This is a genomic window from Cyclobacterium qasimii M12-11B (genome assembly GCF_000427295.1).
GTDB classification, from domain to species: Bacteria; Bacteroidota; Bacteroidia; order Cytophagales; family Cyclobacteriaceae; genus Cyclobacterium; species Cyclobacterium qasimii.
Genome location: NZ_ATNM01000100.1, coordinates 1 through 16,829, shown reverse-complemented (window position 1 = coordinate 16,829; position 16,829 = coordinate 1). Strand labels below are relative to the sequence as shown.

General features: G+C 38.9%; 18 protein-coding genes and 1 pseudogene. 9 read left to right on the top strand and 10 right to left on the bottom strand.

The features are described from left to right. The gene (locus ADICYQ_RS11100; RefSeq protein ID WP_020893736.1) at nt 1–549 is read right to left on the bottom strand and encodes a LemA family protein; all 549 of its coding nucleotides are present in this window, start codon (nt 547–549) and stop codon (nt 1–3) included. A gap of 536 nt (nt 550–1,085) precedes the next feature. Here ADICYQ_RS11100 and ADICYQ_RS11095 point away from each other — a divergent pair. Genes ADICYQ_RS11095 through ADICYQ_RS11080 form a run of 4 tightly spaced genes read left to right on the top strand, consistent with a single transcriptional unit; the run spans nt 1,086 to nt 3,531 of the window. Beyond that, on the top strand, nt 1,086–1,436 hold the full coding sequence (locus ADICYQ_RS11095) for a hypothetical protein (RefSeq protein WP_020893735.1): 351 nt from the start codon (nt 1,086–1,088) through the stop codon (nt 1,434–1,436). Between the two features lie 29 nt (nt 1,437–1,465). Next, nucleotides 1,466–2,137 (top strand): hypothetical protein, encoded by a 672-nt coding sequence (locus ADICYQ_RS11090; protein ID WP_020893734.1) that lies wholly within the window; start codon nt 1,466–1,468, stop codon nt 2,135–2,137. Further along, on the top strand, nt 2,130–2,903 hold the full coding sequence (locus ADICYQ_RS11085; protein ID WP_081652338.1) for a sensor histidine kinase: 774 nt from the start codon (nt 2,130–2,132) through the stop codon (nt 2,901–2,903). The genes ADICYQ_RS11090 and ADICYQ_RS11085 overlap by 8 nt, the downstream gene beginning before the upstream one ends. After that, the gene (locus tag ADICYQ_RS11080) at nt 2,887–3,531 is read left to right on the top strand and encodes a response regulator transcription factor (RefSeq protein ID WP_081652337.1); all 645 of its coding nucleotides are present in this window, start codon (nt 2,887–2,889) and stop codon (nt 3,529–3,531) included. Before ADICYQ_RS11085 ends, ADICYQ_RS11080 begins: the two co-directional genes overlap by 17 nt. A 99-nt stretch (nt 3,532–3,630) precedes the next feature. Here ADICYQ_RS11080 and ADICYQ_RS11075 read toward each other — a convergent pair whose 3' ends face one another. The 4 genes from ADICYQ_RS11075 to ADICYQ_RS11060 form a co-directional block, all read right to left on the bottom strand. Next, complete coding sequence (locus ADICYQ_RS11075) at nt 3,631–4,290, bottom strand: phosphatidylserine decarboxylase family protein (RefSeq protein WP_040415799.1); 660 nt, start codon at nt 4,288–4,290, stop codon at nt 3,631–3,633. Between the two features lie 109 nt (nt 4,291–4,399). Beyond that, entirely contained in the window at nt 4,400–5,239 is an 840-nt protein-coding gene (locus tag ADICYQ_RS11070) for a phosphatidate cytidylyltransferase (RefSeq protein WP_020893730.1), read from the bottom strand. Further along, nucleotides 5,223–5,429 carry a putative signal transducing protein gene (locus ADICYQ_RS11065; RefSeq protein WP_020893729.1) on the bottom strand — a complete coding sequence of 69 codons (207 nt, stop codon included), beginning with the start codon at nt 5,427–5,429 and terminating at the stop codon, nt 5,223–5,225. Before ADICYQ_RS11065 ends, ADICYQ_RS11070 begins: the two co-directional genes overlap by 17 nt. Continuing rightward, a complete protein-coding gene (locus tag ADICYQ_RS11060; RefSeq protein ID WP_020893728.1) occupies nt 5,422–6,360 on the bottom strand; it encodes a CPBP family intramembrane glutamic endopeptidase in 939 nt (312 codons plus the stop codon). Before ADICYQ_RS11060 ends, ADICYQ_RS11065 begins: the two co-directional genes overlap by 8 nt. A 148-nt stretch (nt 6,361–6,508) precedes the next feature. Here ADICYQ_RS11060 and dusB point away from each other — a divergent pair. The 3 genes and pseudogenes from dusB to ADICYQ_RS11045 all read left to right on the top strand — a co-directional run bounded on the left by dusB (nt 6,509) and on the right by ADICYQ_RS11045 (nt 9,439). After that, nucleotides 6,509–7,497, top strand: a pseudogene (dusB, locus tag ADICYQ_RS11055) (tRNA dihydrouridine synthase DusB). A gap of 97 nt (nt 7,498–7,594) precedes the next feature. Next, nucleotides 7,595–8,464 carry a DMT family transporter gene (locus tag ADICYQ_RS11050; RefSeq protein ID WP_051160179.1) on the top strand — a complete coding sequence of 290 codons (870 nt, stop codon included), beginning with the start codon at nt 7,595–7,597 and terminating at the stop codon, nt 8,462–8,464. Between the two features lie 63 nt (nt 8,465–8,527). Beyond that, complete coding sequence (locus ADICYQ_RS11045; RefSeq protein ID WP_040415795.1) at nt 8,528–9,439, top strand: mechanosensitive ion channel family protein; 912 nt, start codon at nt 8,528–8,530, stop codon at nt 9,437–9,439. A gap of 61 nt (nt 9,440–9,500) precedes the next feature. On the opposite strand, the gene ADICYQ_RS11040 is transcribed toward ADICYQ_RS11045, so the two are convergent. The 5 genes from ADICYQ_RS11040 to ADICYQ_RS28515 form a co-directional block, all read right to left on the bottom strand. Next, a complete protein-coding gene (locus tag ADICYQ_RS11040; protein WP_020893723.1) occupies nt 9,501–9,929 on the bottom strand; it encodes a type II toxin-antitoxin system VapC family toxin in 429 nt (142 codons plus the stop codon). Continuing rightward, nucleotides 9,930–10,235 (bottom strand): DUF6364 family protein, encoded by a 306-nt coding sequence (locus tag ADICYQ_RS11035; protein ID WP_235114584.1) that lies wholly within the window; start codon nt 10,233–10,235, stop codon nt 9,930–9,932. Between the two features lie 384 nt (nt 10,236–10,619). After that, complete coding sequence (locus tag ADICYQ_RS28525) at nt 10,620–11,135, bottom strand: Pycsar system effector family protein (RefSeq protein ID WP_020893720.1); 516 nt, start codon at nt 11,133–11,135, stop codon at nt 10,620–10,622. Nucleotides 11,136–11,139: 4 nt separating this feature from the next. Then, nucleotides 11,140–11,310, bottom strand: a complete 171-nt coding sequence (locus tag ADICYQ_RS28520) for a hypothetical protein (RefSeq protein ID WP_020893719.1) — start codon at nt 11,308–11,310, stop codon at nt 11,140–11,142. A gap of 29 nt (nt 11,311–11,339) precedes the next feature. Continuing rightward, nucleotides 11,340–11,804 (bottom strand): HD domain-containing protein, encoded by a 465-nt coding sequence (locus ADICYQ_RS28515; RefSeq protein WP_020893718.1) that lies wholly within the window; start codon nt 11,802–11,804, stop codon nt 11,340–11,342. A gap of 59 nt (nt 11,805–11,863) precedes the next feature. Here ADICYQ_RS28515 and ADICYQ_RS11025 point away from each other — a divergent pair, with 59 nt between their 5' ends. Together ADICYQ_RS11025 and ADICYQ_RS11020 are read left to right on the top strand one after the other, a co-directional pair. After that, a complete protein-coding gene (locus ADICYQ_RS11025; RefSeq protein ID WP_040415792.1) occupies nt 11,864–12,730 on the top strand; it encodes an SdiA-regulated domain-containing protein in 867 nt (288 codons plus the stop codon). Next, complete coding sequence (locus ADICYQ_RS11020) at nt 12,727–16,365, top strand: BamA/TamA family outer membrane protein (protein ID WP_040415789.1); 3,639 nt, start codon at nt 12,727–12,729, stop codon at nt 16,363–16,365. Before ADICYQ_RS11025 ends, ADICYQ_RS11020 begins: the two co-directional genes overlap by 4 nt. Nucleotides 16,366–16,829: the final 464 nt, after the last annotated feature.

Genomic DNA, 16,829 nt, shown 5'->3' with positions numbered 1-16,829 from the left:
TTATTCAAAATTTAATTCAGGAAGCATCCGATCAGCTTCATCAGAAATTGTGAAAAATTCAAGTTTGTTGAAGCCAAAGGCTTTGGCTACAATATTGGAAGGTATAGATTCAACTTTTGTGTTCAGTTCCCTTACTGTTCCATTGTAATACCTTCTGGATTTTTGAAGGTAATCCTCCACCTCAGAAAGTTGATGCTGTAGTTTTAGAAAATTTTTATCTGCTTTAAGTTCAGGATAAGCTTCTGCTACTACCATTAGTTTTTTTAAGGATTTCCCTAAATCCGTCGCAGTCTTTGACGTTTCTGGAATGGATTGATCCGCTCCGGTTTTGCTTCTAAGGGCAGTTAATTCCTCTAGCAGTTGTTGCTCATGTTTGGCGTAACTTTTTACGGTGGTCACCAGGTTGGGGACCAGGTCTGCTCTTCGTTTTAGTTGTACATCTATTCCGCTCCATCCTTCTTTGGCATTATTACGTAGACGAACGAGCTTGTTGTAGGTCAGCATTATGAAGGCAAGCAAAACGCCAATTGCCACTATGGCTATTGTCATAATTTCATGGATTATTTTGAATAAAAGCTAAATGTGAATAGATAGATTAATTTACTTATAATTTATCAATTCTTTTTGCTTATCGATTAAAATAGTGATTCATCGGAAGTTTTCCAGCTAAGATTACGTCTGTTTTACCAAAGACTTCAACTATTTTAATCAGTTGAAAATGAATTGCTACCCAATTACAAGAAGCCAAATAAAAACCAGACTTTTGGTACTATTTAGGTGGTTTATTTCATGGATAATGATTAAGTCCTGAGAATATAGGTTTTTTAGGCGGTTTCACCACTCCTCCCCTAAGTTATTATGAAATTATGAAGTGCCTTGTGTAATTTTATGTGGGTTTTTGTGAACTAAGGCCCACATTTGCAATTTGTTATCCCCTAATAGCAAAATTTCATTATATGACTGGTTTAAAACTCAGAATTTTTTCGTCAAAAACCATTTGTATGAATTTTTTAGGATATTAAGCTTTTTAATAAGAAGAATGGTTAAATTTGGTAAACTAATTTTTATCTAAATCCAATCGCAATATGGACTTAAGAATATTCAAACAGCTAAGAGAGAATTATGAAAAATTTATTGCTAACGCAGAAAAAGCAGTAAATGAAGACAAGGCTAAGGACCAAACCCGCTCGATTTTTTTTGATCGGAAGACCATTGAAGAGTTGTTGGCCAAAACAGATGAAAAGGAAGGTGGATTGAAAATTTACCTCGGGATGTATGACAAAGAAACTGTAAAAGTAAGAGGGGAAAAAGAAGACGGAGAAGATTATATAGGGAAATTAACCCTGATCTTAGCTGCTTCAAATGATAATTCCAGTACTACGGACGATTCCTGGATTAGAAATGGTGGGAAAATTTGTCCTCCTGATTGTAAATAGTAGATTTAGTTAACAATGACAGTTTTATCATGACCTTTTACACCTACATTTCTTGTATTGTAGTTGGCTTATTGCTGTCATTGTTTTTTTATTTCTTTAAAAAGAAGCATAACCTGCAAGAAAAGTCACACGCCTTTATCTTGTTCATTATTTCCTATGTGTTAAGTTTTGAGCTTTATGCCATTTTTTTGGTGGAGCAAGGGGGGAAGAATGTGCTTATTTACAATATATTTTTTGTCTTTGGGGAAACCATTTTGATTTTGGTCTACCTTAGGTCCTTAATTGAATCCAAAAGAGTTAAAAGAAACGTTGTTTATTTCATGCTCTTTTTCATTTTCTGGGCGATAATAAACACATTGTTTATCCAATCTCCAATTTTAGTTTTTCAACAATACACGCATTTGTTGGGAAGTTTAGGCATTGTACTTTTCTGTTGTTATTTGATGGTAAGTGTTTTTATGGCAGATAAATATGAAGAAGCATCCTTACTTGGGATACCTCATTTTTGGAACATTTCGGCCATTCTTCTTTTCTATTCTGCCAGTTTTATTTACTTTGGATCGGTGAATTTAATATGGGATTTGGGTGATTATTATATAATGATACTTGCGTCGTTGAACCGGATTTTTGCAGCTACTTTGTATCTTATTTTAGGATTTTCCTTTTATTCACCATTGATTTTTTCTCCTAAAAGTGATTGAAGACAATTCCATACAAACATTTTTTGCCATACTAACAGGTGTAGTTATTATGGTTATAATGGCGGCATTTATTATTGCCATTGTAATTGTACACCGGCAAAGGCAAATAAAAAACAGGCATAAAATTCAAATTATTAAAGCTGATTTTAAAAACACCATTCTGAATGCGGAAAAGGAGATCAGAGAAAATACCCTGCATTATGTCAGTCAGGAGTTGCATGACAATATTGGGCAGCTTTTGTCGCTGACCAAACTTGTGCTGAATAATTCAGACCCAGCTTCTGTTTTTGAAGGGAAAAAATTGATCAATAAAATCATAAAAGAAGTCCGAAGCTTGTCTCGGTCTATCAATAAAGATTATATCAATGATGTGCAGTTTGAAAGCTTTCTGGAAGAAGAGTTAGGGAGAGTTCAAAAAAGTGGGTTTTGTGAAGTGGCCTTTATAAATGAAGGTGAACCCATAGATTTTGTGGAAGGAGATAAAAAGCTTGTGCTTATTAGATTGGTTCAGGAATGTTTGAACAATGCCATAAAACATGCCTCACCGACTTTAATCACTATAGAATTGAAGAACTTGGGCGACAAATTATTGCTGTGCATTAAAGACGATGGAGATGGGTTTGATGTGGCCAATGTATCTCAGGGGTTAGGATTGAGGAATATAAATTCGAGGGTTGAGGCTATTGGAGGTAAGGTAGAGATTGATTCAGAATTAGGTAAGGGGACCCGAATAGAAATTGAATTGGAAAATGACAAATATGACTAAGATATTATTAGCAGATGACCATAAATTATTTGCCGCAGGAATAGAGCGGTTGTTATCCAATGAACCTGATTTTAGTGTGGAAAAGGTCGTCCATAATGGTAAGGAAGCTTTGGCCGCTTTGGAGGAAGTCAAGATGGATTTGGTCATTACAGACATGAATATGCCCGGTCTTAATGGATTGGATATTCTTCAATACATCAAAAAAAAGAGGTGGAAAGTAAAAACCATTGTGCTTTCCATGTATGATGATGAGGAGATTTTTAAGAAATGTATCAAGCAAGGTGTAAATGCCTATGTGCTTAAAAATGCTGACCCTGAGGAGTTAATCTATACGATTAGGGAGGTCATGGAAGATCGTTATTTGGCAAATTTTGACCATGTGCTAAACCAAGCTGAGGAAGGAGATGAGTTTGAGCAATACGATCATTTTAAAGCCACTTTTAAACTCTCTAAGAGAGAAATGGAGATTTTAAGGTGGATTGTTAAGGGTAAGACCAACAAAGAAATTGCCGAGCAATTGTATTTAAGTATTTTTACTGTGGAGACACACCGCAAACATTTGCATCAAAAATTGAACGTTTCTTCAGTCACAGAGCTCGTAAAAAAAGCCCTGGATATGGGCTTATAGATTTTTTTGAAGAACCGAAACAATGGATACCCTATCCAATGCCAGGGCTTTGTTAATCCTTAAAACCGCTTTCAATTGAATGGATTAAAAGGCTATTCCTTAGGACTTGAATTTAGCGATAGGTGTAATCCCCCCCTTGGTCTTTTGGTCCAGATTGACTAGTATTTCGGCATCTAAAGGAACAAAGACATCCACCCTTGATCCGAACTTTATAAAACCAAACTCATAACCTTGGGCCATTGGGTCACCTTCTTTAACATACCATTTGATTCTTCTTGCCATAGCGCCTGCAATTTGACGCATCATTAGCTGAACGCCATTGGGATGCTCTATTACTAAAGATGTTCGCTCGTTTTCAAGGCTGGATTTTGGGTGCCAGGCAACAAGGTATTTTCCTGGATGGTATTTGAAGTACTTTAAAATACCGCTTATTGGAGATCGGTTAATGTGTACGTTTATAGGGGACATAAATATGGATATTTGAATTCTTTCTTCTTTAAGAAATTCATCTTCCATGGTTTTTTCAATCACTACGACTTTTCCGTCCGCAGGGGCATAGATCAATTCAGGGTTATCTGGGATGGGTATGGCTGGATTTCTGAAAAATTGCAAGACGGTTAAGTATAGCAGTATGCTGCCTATTAGTACCAGGTTAATAACCAGCTCCTGTACGGGGAAATAATTGATAGCAAAATTGATTCCTGCCAAAATAATTAACATCCAAAATAATAGCGATCGTCCTTCTTTATGAATGGTCATAATGGTTTAGCATTTAGTTTCTCCTTTCCTTCCTTTCAACAGATTTCAAAGGATAGTGTTCCTTGAATTTCCCTTGAGGGTACAATAATAGGGTTTTTTAGAGCAATTATTAAAATATTTTCAAAAACGCTACAATAAATGGGGTGGAAAGTAACAAGCCATCGAACCGGTCCATAAAGCCGCCATGTCCCGGTAATCCTTTGCCAGAGTCTTTTATTGCAATGCTTCTTTTAAAAAGGGATTCTATGAGGTCACCATAAGTACCGGCAATGATTATAATGGTCATAATGCAAAACCACTGCCATTCAGGCAATACGGTGAAATTTTTTGATATGAAATAAGTAACGATTATGGCAGAAAAGGCTCCTCCAAGACTTCCTTCCCAGGATTTCTTTGGAGAGACTCTTTCAAATAATTTTGTTTTACCAAATTTGGTCCCAGCAAAATAGGCTCCTGAATCACTTGCCCATAACATCAGCAATGAGCCGATGATGATTTCAAAATGAAAGGTATTGTCCACTGAAAAGGCCGCAACCGTCAGTAGTGAAAAGGGAATGGCCACATAAATAATACCCAGTATGGTATACGCAATGCCGGTAAATGGTTTTTTGTCCGTTTTCTTGTAAAGCTTAATGAAAAAGATCATCGAGACAAGCGGGAATACCAAGAAATAATAGGCAATGGGTATGACCTTCATTTCTTCTAAAAACGTAAATATGAAGACCAAAAGGCCAATAAATGTTCCAAAGCTTTTAAGCGGAAGCATACCATCCAAGCCACAAAGTTTGTAAAACTCCATTTGCGTAAATGCAAGGATGATGGCAAATACTATAAAATAAGACCATTCACTAAATACAGTACTGGTGATGATGATTATTGTCCCTAAAATGGCTGTGATTACCCTTTGGGCCAGGTTACTATAGTTACTTATACTAAAACGAGATTTCATTTTCAACTATGTTTAATGCCCTAGGGGCTTCCTCCGCTAGAACCATCACTTCAATGTTTCCATGGATCTTATAAACTGGATCCTTTTTATTAACTATGACCGCAGTGATACCATTTTCTTCAAGAACTCCTTTTACAATTTCAGCCCTAACTGGAGTGCTGGATTCGAATATTTTTTGCCAATTACTCATAAGCTTGATTTCTATTTGATTTAATAAACCAATTCCAACAAAAAAGAAATATTACAAGACCTGCAATGACATATTGCCAGTACAGTTGATCCGCCTCTTCCATGTCAAATTCCATTATACCTAGTTTATTTAAATAGACTAAGGTAACGGTTAAGGTGTTGTTTAGGATATGTGCCACTATTGGATAAAGCAAAGATCCAGAATAGAGGTACAAATAACCAAACAAGGCCCCAAGCATTAATCTTGGGAGAAAACCATAAAATTGAAAATGAATGGCTGAGAAAATAAAAGCAGTAATCCATACACCCCAATGCGCATTTCCGGTGTATTGGTGCATTTTAGGCTGCACTATACCTCTAAATAAATATTCTTCGCCTATACCAGCAAAAACGCCAATCACCAAAACGCCTAATAGAAACTCACCGATACTGTCAAAATCAGTAAGGTATTTTGTCAATTCCATTAACTGATCTTCCTTTGCTCTAAAGGATGCTTCCAAACCGCTAAGCGCTTCAGGGAAATCGAAATTCATATTAAGATAGACCAATAATGAATTGAAAAGGACAAACCCTATAAGCAAGGGTAGCACGATCCATAAGTTTTCAAATTGATGTGGGGCCAGTTGTTTATCCAATCGCAGTGTTTTTCTGTCTACAAACCGGATGAAAATCCAGCCTCCAACAAAAAAAGCAAGACCTCCTCCTAATCCCTGAATGAAGAGAAAGGCCAACCTGGCATTTGGGTGGTCAAGTGTTGCACCGAGAAGATAAGGGAGTTGCTCAAAGGAGATACCAAAGACGAATGGCAATAAACCTAATGCTGCGGTTTGCAGAATGGCAAGGGTTCCAAATACGATTAAAACCAAAACGGTAAATGAAAGCAACCATTGTTGGTTGTTCGATTGTCCTGGTCGATTTTCATAAATTTCCATATAAAGAGTAAATTTACAGTAAATAGCGTGCGCCACAAGATACTTTTGTTTTTGGAAATAAAATAATTTGCTCAAAATGAAAGACAATGAAGGCAATGTTATTGATATTCAACTAAAAACAGTCATTTTTGCAAAAAAAAATAAGCGTGTGATTAAAATTGGGGATTTAAATTTAGGGGAGTTTCCGTTGCTATTGGCTCCTATGGAGGATGTTAGTGATCCGCCATTTAGAGCAGTATGCAAAACGAATGGGGCGGATTTGATGTATACCGAATTCATTAGCTCTGAAGGCTTGATAAGGGATGCTGCCAAATCTGTTCAAAAATTAGATATTTATGATTATGAACGGCCAGTAGGCATTCAGATTTTTGGCAATGAAATATCCTCCATGCGTGAGGCCGCTGCTATTGTAGAGGAAGCAGGCCCTGATATTTTGGATATTAACTATGGGTGCCCGGTAAGTAAAGTGGCTTGTAAAGGTGCTGGAGCCGGTATTTTGTTGGACATAGACAAAATGGTGGCCATGACAGCCGAAATCGTCAAAGCGGTGAAAATACCCGTGACGGTGAAGACCAGACTCGGATGGGATGAGAATACCATAAGAATCAATGAAGTGACAGAGCGATTGCAGGATGTAGGCATTCAAGCGATCAGCATTCATGCCCGAACAAGGAAACAAATGTATAAAGGGGAGGCCGATTGGTCTTACCTGGCAGAAATCAAAAAAATAGCAGAATTACAATTCCAGTTTTTGGCAATGGAGACATAGACAGTCCTCAAAAAGCAAAAGCATACAAAGAAAAGTATGGTGTAGATGGCTTGATGATCGGTAGAGCAGCCATTGGGTATCCCTGGATATTCAATGAGATCAAACATTTTATGGCTACCGGAGATTTGTTGGAAGCGCCAGATATGGTAGAAAGGGTAAAAGTAGCCCGAAAACACCTGGACTTTTCCATTGAATGGAAAGGTGAAAAATTGGGTGTTCTGGAGATGAGAAGGCATTACACCAATTATTTCAGAGGAATTCCTCATTTCAAACCTTACCGTACAGCTTTGGTAACTACAGACGATTACGCTGAAGTCAATGAAATCTTGGAGGATATTTCCAGGGTCTTTGCAGATGAGGTGTTGTAACAAAAACTAATCAGAGGAAAATAAAAGCGATTCCAAACGATAAATAGAAGTGCCTGAAGCAATAAAGAATCAAAATCAAAATACCAAGCACTGGGCAATGTTGCTTTTGCTGGCCTTGGTTTGGGGAAGTTCATTTATTCTCATCAAGAAGGCTTTGGTTGTTTTTTCGCCAGGGGAAGTGGGGGCTTTTAGAATAGTTACTGCCGCCTTGGTCTTATTGCCATTGGGTATTCCCAAAGTGAAACAGCTCAATAAAAGGCAATTGGGCTACCTGTTGAGCATAGGGTTTTTGGGAAGTTTTATTCCTGCTTTTTTATTTGCTATAGCACAAACGCAACTTTCAAGTTCACTGGCTGGGGTCATCAATGCTTTGACTCCCTTGATGGTGGGCTTGATAGGGGCATTGCTTTTTAATGTCAAGATATCTAAACGAAACGGAATAGGGTTGGTGATTGCGCTTTTAGGCGTTTGCCTGTTGGTGTTGGCGGGAAATTCTGGCGAAATAGACGTCTTTTCAGGGTTTAACCTGTATGGCCTTTTGATCGTCCTGGCCTCCATTTGTTATGGCTTCAATGTGAATGTCATCAAGTATAAAATCAAAGAGATACAACCTACCACGATCACCGCCATATCCCTGATGATGGTTTTACCCATTGCTGCCATCTACCTGTTTGGTTTTACACAGTTTTCTTTTAAGCTAGTATACGTGGAAGGGGCTTATCAGGCAGCTGCTTATATTACTTTCTTAGGGACCATTGGGACGGCGGCAGCCTTAGTGCTCTTCAATTCAATTGTAAAGCTGGTAACGCCGGTTTTTGCCAGCTCGGTAACTTATATTATTCCATTAGTTGCTATCTTTTGGGGAGTTTTGGATGGAGAAGCTTTGTTTCCCTTTCATTATTTGGGCATATTTGCTGTAGTTATAGGGGTGTGGATCGGAAATCGAAAAGCAAAACCGGCTGAATGAATAAAAGGAAAGCCTGAATTATTTTAAAGTTTTAACTAATTTTTGTTCTCATAGCGATATGCCATGTTCGATAATTTCTTAAACCTAGACATTGACCCAGCCTTAAGGAACAGGATTCTGCAAACGGTGCTCATTGGGTTCGTAATGTGGCTGATCAATAAGATCTCCCTTAAACTGATTTACAGGGGAGATGCAGTTGAATTAAGGCGCCAATACCATTACCGAAAGTTTATCGAGTACGCTTCCTTTATTATAGGTATTCTGATTATTGGAAACCTGTGGATTGGCAATTTTCACTCCATTACTACCTTTCTGGGGCTATTGTCTGCCGGTATAGCCATTGCCTTAAAAGATATTTTTGTAAACATTGCTGGCTGGGCATTTATTTACCTGCGCAAGCCCTTTGATGTTGGAGACAGAATCCAGATTGGTGAGGTGCAGGGAGATGTCATTGACCTTCGGCTTTTTCAGTTTTCATTGTTGGAAATTGGGAACTGGGTAGATGCCGATCAGAGTACAGGCCGTGTCATTCATGTGCCAAATGGGAAGGTCTTTATGGATGCTCAGGCAAATTATTCTACAGGCTTTAATTATATCTGGAATGAGCAAAGGATTTATATTACGCTAAGAAGTGATTTTAAAAAAGCCAAGGACATTTTACTTGATATACTGAACGAACACCTTCATGAAGACCTGAAAAAGGCTGAAAAGGTCTTCAAAAAAGCCAAACAAGAGCATTTAATTGTCTACAAGCAATTTACCCCGATGATTTTTACGAAGATCACCGAGAGAGGGGTGCAACTTTCCATGCGTTACCTATGTGATCCAAAGAAGCGAAGGATGTTTGAGCATGCCATTACAGAAAGCATCTTGGAGCGATTGGGACCTGAAGACAATATTCGTCTTGCTTATCCTACTTCCACTATTTTAGTGCATCAGGACAAAGTTCATCCGGAAACCAATCCGAAAAGGTAAGCAGTTATTTAAAGAAAGGGTAAAGTCGGCGTTAGCTAGAAATGTGCGTCAGTATTCTTTGTTAAAGAGGCATAGCATCGCTTCCTTGAAGATAAATTTCTGGACTGAGTATGGCCAGTTCACTTTTTTTAAAATCCTTTATATTTCTCGTCAGGATAATACTTATTTTCTTATTCTGAACAGCAGAGAAATTTTGTAAAGCATCTTCAAAATCTTTGAAATCGGAGTTGAGCGAGTTTAAAACAACGTTCTTATCCATTTTGACGATGTCAATTATTGTCAGTAGTTGTTTTAGTTTTTCGATAACGATTTCATGCTTGGCTATTTTGCGTAGTAGATAATAGACATTGGAAATTATCACAGGAGTGGTGAACCCGTTTATTTTTTCCTCCTCGCAGAGAGCAAGGATTTCAGCTGAAAATTCAGCAAATGGTTCTCGATCAAAAAAGAAATCTAATAAGACATCTGTGTCAATTAAAACATTGTCCATTTATAAATATTTTTCTTCTAAACGATTTCTAAGCTCTTTTTTGTAGTCCATTGTTTTATTGGTTTTAAAAGAACCTTTCAATGATTTCACAATAGGACTAAGTGGCTTGCTCCTAGTCTTATCCTCTTTTGCAGTAAGGGTTTTTAGGTAGTTTTCAATAATGTCTGATAAGCTGCGATTCTTTTCTTTCGCATACGCTTTCGCCTTTTCAATTATTTCTTTTTCGATAGTTAGGGTGAGCTTTGTATTCATAACTTTAAATCTAGACTTTTCTCTCAAACCAAATATAGCAATTTTATAATGCACGTGCAATAATTAATAAAAACACACGTGCTACCCTTGAAAATTTGACAAAGACAATTCGGGATTTTAATTCACTTTCTATTTTTATGGTAAGAAAGAGGTGGGTATAGAGAGCTCTTGGTGGTAAGTCTGTTGTTTTGAATAAATTCAATACAGTTTTCTGCACCTTCGTCGGAATCCCATGACTCAAAAGCGGATTTCATTTTTGACTTGATAGGAGTACTCTAATCGATCGATTAGAGTCAACTTTATAGTTGGGTTTAGACGTTCAAGCGAGCTTAGGTAATTGTTCAATATTCTCTTTGAACCATAACAAATGATGAATTGCCTATTAAAGATTATAGTTCAGATCAATACTGTCCTTGGTCTGTTCATGAAAATCAGGAATCAATTCGCTACCGGCTCAAAAATGTAAGTCGCAATCAGAAAGGATATAACGGACAATACAAATCCAAACATAAAGATATTGTAGCATTTCCTGAGTAAGACGTACTTTTTGGCAAGGACAATTCCTAAGTTATAGATGTCTGTAATCATACTGTCATAGAGGTAGGTTCCATTCTCCATCAAGACATGCATTCCTTCTTTGTAATCAGGATAGGTCATCTCATGGAAATTGCCAAAATAGAGTAGGTTGCCTTTTTTATTGCGAATGTCTTCTTTGGTGACGATGCCATTGGTGACATTGGGCCGGGTAGCCAATATGGCAAAAACCATGGCAATGAGACAAGTAGTAATCAACATAAGTGTAGGGATCAAATAGTAAGGGAATTCCTCAATTATTCGAATGAATACGGCGACCACTATGGAAATGATAATCGAATTAACAGAAATCATGATATTGGCCTTATTGTCAGCCAGGGCAGAAAGTGCAAGGTGATTTTTTGAAGTAATTCGAAACATGGTTTCAATCCCTCTTTCCGACTTTTTTTGTTTTTGTCTTTTTTTTGCCTTCGGATTTAGCTTTTGAATGGGCTTCGGCCTCTTTTATCTTCATTTCAATTGATTCCAGATTGGCTTCTTTACCGGGTTGAAAATAGGTTTTGGCATAATCTGTATGGTAGTGGTGAGCCAGCATAAAAAGGCGGCTTTGTTTTAGCCAATCACTTAAAGATGTTTTTTCAGAGCTAAGATTTGCTTTTCCTTTTTTAGCAAGAGCGTCTGTTCAAAGAAACGCTCAGAACTCAAATGAAATAAGTCTGCATCACAAATGATCTCTTCCAGGAGGTTATGTGGGTTTTGAGGAATTTTTGTTGCCAGTATCAGGGATTTTATGCGGTCTACTCTTTCCTGACTAAGACCCAATTCGATAAGGTAATCCTGGGCCATTTCTGAGCCTTTCAGTTCATGTCCTTCCCCTTTTCCTTCCCAATAGCCGATGTCATGCATCCAGCCTGCGAAAAACAAATCTTCCTTCTCCTGCGTACTTAGCTTATAGTGTTCTCCAATCTCGGCGACTTTCTTTACGATCTGCAATGAATGGTCCATGTTATGATAGCAAACCTCCGATTTTTGGCGGTTTTCAAACATTTTCCTGATCCAAAGTTCAAATTTCTCTAATTGCTTATCCACTGCTATTTGCTAATTTTGAATATACTATTTTCAAGGTAATTAATTACAATTGAATAACGATGCATTTTTCACAGATTTTAACCTTTCTTATTTTTGTAAATTTCCAATGCAAGCCCAGCGTAGAAAAGTTGGAAAATGGACTTTTCCCCCCAGCCTACAATCTTAACGATTACAAAAAGATTGTATTGCAAGATAAAATGGAAGAAGTCTCAGGACTTGAATGGGTAGGAAAAGCCCAACTTTTGGCCATAGAGGATGAATCCTCAGTGATCTATAGCTTGGCTCCTGATACTGGCAAAATCCTGGCCGAGCAGAAGTTTGCCAAAAACAATGACATTGAAGACATCGCATGGGTAAACGATGTTGCATGGGTACTGCAGAGCGATGGGACCCTCTATGAAGTCACTTCTCCCCTTACCAAAAGCGCAAAGACCACCAAACACGATTTTCCAATTGAGAAAAAAAGAGACCTGGAAGCAATGGTGGTTTCTGAAAAAGGCGATTACCTGTATGTGTTTTGTAAATCCTGTAAGTGGGACAAAGGCTCAGAAGAAGCTTCTGTTTTCCGCTTTGATCTGGCTTCGAAGCAATACGAACCTGGCCCTTTTACCACTTTGAAAAGGGCAGAAATCCAAAAATATTTTACTGATAAAGACAAAGGGCCTTTGGAGATTAAGCCGGCAGCAGTAGCGTTACACCCTATGGAAAAGCAATTTTATGTGCTTTCCTCAACAGGAAAGTGGTTGTTAATAACTGATTTGCACTTTAATCCCAAAGCGGTTTATCGGCTTAATCCCAAAATTTTTAAACAGCCAGAAGGAATAACCTTTGACCCTGAGGGAAATATGTACATCTCCAATGAAGCCAGAGGCGGGGAACCTAATATTCTGGTTTTTCCTTATCATACAGTACCAAATAAACAATGATGAAAGTTTTTTACTTGCTGATGCTATGTTGGCTTCCCTCTCTGCTACAAGCTCAGGAAGCACCTCGGAAATTTAGGGTTTACTTGGTAGGTGATGCAGGGGAGCTTGAAAATGGACAGCACCCTGTCGTTGAAGACATCCGTGAAAAACTTAAGGCAGACCCAGAAAGTTCAGCGCATATTATTTACCTGGGAGACAATATCTATCCGCTAGGGATGCCTGCAATTAATGAAGATAGCAGAGCAGAAGGAGAGTTAATCCTTAAAACGCAGTTGGACCTTTACAAATACCTTACTGGTAAAATTTGGATGATTCCTGGGAATCACGATTGGAGGAAAGGAAAAGCTGATGGCTGGAATAGTGTGCTTAGGGCTGAAAAATATGTGGTGGAAAATTATCCTGAAGACAAGGTAATGTGGCTTCCAAGTGGTGGCTGTCCTGGCCCGAACGTAATAGAACTAGATGAGGGGACGATTCTCGTTCTTTTGGACAGTCAATGGTGGCTTCAGCTAAACGACAAGCCTGGAGAGGAGTCTGATTGTGAATACAAGTCCGAAGATGAAATTCTGGAAGCCACAAGGTATGTATTTGAAGAAAACAAGGGCAAAACCATCTTAGTGGCCATGCACCATCCGCTCCGGTCTTATGGACCGCACAACGGCGCCTATAGCTGGAAGGACCACCTGTTCCCCCTTACGAATGTCTCTCCCAATTTATACATCCCCTTACCAGGTATTGGCTCCATTTTTCCTCTTTATCGAACATGGTTTGGGGATATTCAGGACCTTGTTCATCCCAGGTATGAAGCCATGATTAAAGGGTTTGGTGATATATTTGAAAGCTACCCAAATGTGATTCAAGTTGCTGGACATGAGCATGGTTTGGCTTTGACGGAAGACGAGAACGTGAATTATATAATCAGCGGTGCTGGCGCAAAGCACACTACGATTAAAAAACACAATGCAGCAGATTTTATTTATCCTAAGCAAGGCTATACGGTATTGGACTTTTATGAAAACCATGAAGTTAAAGTATCCTTTTTTGATCCACTGAAAGAAGAAGTGCTGTATGAAACACAATTGGTTAAGCCCTATGCCAACAATGATGCAGAATTAGCGTTTTTCGACCGGTCCATACCAGATACTATCACCAGGCCCGTTTCCATGCAATACCTACATGGGAAAGGTTACTATAAATTTCTGGGTAAAAATTACCGTGAAACCTGGGCGGTTCCGGCAACTTTTGAAACCATTGACCTGGCCTCCGCTAAGGGAGGACTCAAAATCATCAAAAAGGGAGGCGGCATGCAAACCCGCTCCCTGAGATTGGAGGATCCTAACGGTAGGGAGTATGTACTTCGGTCTGTAAACAAGTATCCTGAAAAAGCGCTTCCTCCTCCTTTGCGCCAAACCATTGCAAAGGAAGTCATAGAGGATCAAATCTCTTCCGGTCATCCTTATGGTGCCTTGGCAGTAGCTCGGCTAGCTGAGGAGATTGGGATCGTTCATACCAACCCGAAAATTGTTTACTTGCCTGACGACCCATTACTTGGTGTTTATAGAGAAGAATATGCAGAGGAATTGTATTTGTTTGAAGAACGAGAGATTGCCTGGAAGGAAGCGCCAGATGATATTAAATTTTTCAGCACGTCAAAGATGCTAGGCAAAATTCATGGAGACAATGATCATCAGGTGAAGCAAAAGGAGGTTTTGAAAGCAAGAATATTTGACCTCTGGATAGGTGACTGGGACAGGCATGATGATCAGTGGAGATGGGTAGGAGAAAAGAAGGAAAAAGGTTGGGATTTCACCCCTATGCCTAGGGATAGAGACCAGGCCTTTTTTGTGAATGAGGGGCTTATTCCAAAGATTGGAAGTCGAAAATGGTTGATCCCGAAATTTCAGGGATTTGATTATGACGCGCCTCGCTTTGTAGCTGGGTTTATGTTTAACGGCCGGTACTTTGACCGGAGTTTTATCAATGAGTTGGATCGGGAAGATTGGGAAAAAATCCTGGACAAGGAAATTTCAAAAATGACTGATCAGGCAATTGAAGGTGCTTTTCAGGATTGGCCAGAGGCTGTTGTCGCAAAAGATGGCTTGGAAATTAAAGACAAGCTTAAAGAAAGAAAAACCTGGTTGAAACAACAAATGCTTCAATATTACTTGTTCCTTTCAAAAGCTGTTAATGTTACAGGAACTGATAAAAATGAGTTTTTCAAAATAAAATACCATCCTGATGGAAGGGTAGAGGTAAAAGTTAGAAAAATTGATAAATCTGGTGACCTCGAACAGGAACTTTACAATCGTACCTTCCTTCCAACGGAAACACAGGAGATTCGACTATATGGACTGGAGGGGGATGATACTTTCGAGTTTTTGGGAGAAGGGCCTGGGACGATTAAAGTAAGGGTTATTCCTGGGCAAGGAGAGAAAGTCATAGCCGACAAGGGAGAAACGGAGAAGAAGAACACGCTAATTTATCAAAACCGCAAAGATCAAATACCTGTTGAACTTGGAGAGAGCGCTAAAATCAAACGCTCCCCTTCTCATTTAAGCTATAATAGGACAGAATACAAGTACGACAAGGTCATGCCATTGGCAACGCTAGCCTTTAATAGGGATGATGGTATATTTCTTGGAGCAGGTGTATTGTGGGAAAAACAAGGGTTTAAAAAAGAGCCCTTTGCCATTCGCCAATCCATTATGGGCAAGTATGCCCTTAGAACCAATGCTTTTAATATAGAATACGAAGGCCATGCTGTCGATGTTTTGGGCAAGTTGGACCTGGTATGGGAGGCGGACGTTCGGGCACCTCATTATTCTTTTAATTACTTTGGTGCTGGGAACAAAACTGAATTCAATCCAGAGAATAGGGATATAGTGTATTACCGGTCCAGGTTTAATATGTATGAAGCATACAGTGGTTTACAAGCTAAATTAGGAGGAAGTGGAAGTCTAACCATTGGTCCGAATTTTCAGGTATTCCGATTTGATCCTGATGACAATGCAGGGAAATTCATTACTACGCCTGAAAGCGGTTTGGATCAAATACGGCTGGATAGAGCCAAGTTTTACAGTGGCCTAACTGCTAAAGTGGTTTTTGATACCCGGGATCAAAAACAAATGCCTACAAGAGGGGTATATTTCGAAGCTGACACAAAAAGGCAATGGGGCTTGAATGATTACTCCAGGAACTTCACTAGTGCAAATGCAGAGTTGGCGATGTATTGGTCCTTTCGCTATCCGTCCAGGTTAGTTTGGGCGACAAAATTTGGAGGGGGCAAAAACTGGGGCAATTATGAATTCTTCCAGGCACAAACGCTAGGTGGACTAAATAACCTTCGAGGTTTTAGGAGGTTTCGATTTAACGGAGATGCGGTGGCGTACAATAACACTGAAGTTAGAATTAGGTTGTTTAACCTAAAGACCTATGTACTTCCGGCTACTGTCGGTATTTTGGCTTTCAATGATGTCGGTCGGGTATGGGTGGAAAATGAGAAGTCAAATAAATGGCACAATACTACTGGTGCAGGAATTTGGCTAGCGCCACTGAATCAATTGGTAGCTACGTTCTCCCTTGGCTTCAATGAGGAAGAATACTTGCCTTACTTTTCCTTCGGTTATCAATTTTAAGTCGTAAACGTAAGGCTGATTTTGTCAGCATTGTTGCAGAAAAAAAAGCAACAATACCGCCAAAATCAGCGTGTTTAAACTCGTTTTTTCCACAGGTTTCACCCGTGGTTATTGTTGTTGAAGCCTTTCAGGCTTCTTCGTTTTCTCTGGAAATTTTGCTGTAGGGGGTTAAGAAATGATATTAGCCCAGATAATAAAATCTCAACAAAAGTTAAGTAGGGTAGCTAACACCTGTGGATGTTCCCTTTTTTCAAGGGTTTCTTCCCTATGAAATGACACTGCCAAATACTACGTGCAGCAGTGCAAAGCCAGCTTGAAAAGAATAAAAGCGGACAGGAACTAAAGTCTTCTAAGTTATACGATTCATTTTTTTAACTTGATTACGAATGATGATAAATATCCGGCTTGTTCAAATAAAAGCACATTGGCCTGAAGGGCCAAAACTACAATAACCGTGGGTTTTA

Bases quoted from the DNA above. Each gene is read 5' to 3' on its own strand.
- ADICYQ_RS11100 (WP_020893736.1), bottom strand. From the start codon at position 549: ATGACAATAGCCATAGTGGCAATTGGCGTTTTGCTTGCCTTCATAATG.
- ADICYQ_RS11075 (WP_040415799.1), bottom strand. From the start codon at position 4,290: ATGACCATTCATAAAGAAGGACGATCGCTATTATTTTGGATGTTAATT.
- ADICYQ_RS11060 (WP_020893728.1), bottom strand. From the start codon at position 6,360: ATGGAAATTTATGAAAATCGACCAGGACAATCGAACAACCAACAATGG.
- ADICYQ_RS11090 (WP_020893734.1), top strand. From the start codon at position 1,466: ATGACCTTTTACACCTACATTTCTTGTATTGTAGTTGGCTTATTGCTG.
- ADICYQ_RS11095 (WP_020893735.1), top strand. From the start codon at position 1,086: ATGGACTTAAGAATATTCAAACAGCTAAGAGAGAATTATGAAAAATTT.
- ADICYQ_RS11080 (WP_081652337.1), top strand. From the start codon at position 2,887: ATGACAAATATGACTAAGATATTATTAGCAGATGACCATAAATTATTT.
- ADICYQ_RS11040 (WP_020893723.1), bottom strand. From the start codon at position 9,929: ATGGACAATGTTTTAATTGACACAGATGTCTTATTAGATTTCTTTTTT.
- ADICYQ_RS11045 (WP_040415795.1), top strand. From the start codon at position 8,528: ATGTTCGATAATTTCTTAAACCTAGACATTGACCCAGCCTTAAGGAAC.
- ADICYQ_RS28525 (WP_020893720.1), bottom strand. From the start codon at position 11,135: ATGTTTCGAATTACTTCAAAAAATCACCTTGCACTTTCTGCCCTGGCT.
- ADICYQ_RS11025 (WP_040415792.1), top strand. From the start codon at position 11,864: ATGCATTTTTCACAGATTTTAACCTTTCTTATTTTTGTAAATTTCCAA.
- ADICYQ_RS11065 (WP_020893729.1), bottom strand. From the start codon at position 5,429: ATGAGTAATTGGCAAAAAATATTCGAATCCAGCACTCCAGTTAGGGCT.
- ADICYQ_RS11020 (WP_040415789.1), top strand. From the start codon at position 12,727: ATGATGAAAGTTTTTTACTTGCTGATGCTATGTTGGCTTCCCTCTCTG.
- ADICYQ_RS11070 (WP_020893730.1), bottom strand. From the start codon at position 5,239: ATGAAATCTCGTTTTAGTATAAGTAACTATAGTAACCTGGCCCAAAGG.
- ADICYQ_RS28520 (WP_020893719.1), bottom strand. From the start codon at position 11,310: ATGCTGGCTCACCACTACCATACAGATTATGCCAAAACCTATTTTCAA.
- ADICYQ_RS11050 (WP_051160179.1), top strand. From the start codon at position 7,595: ATGTTGCTTTTGCTGGCCTTGGTTTGGGGAAGTTCATTTATTCTCATC.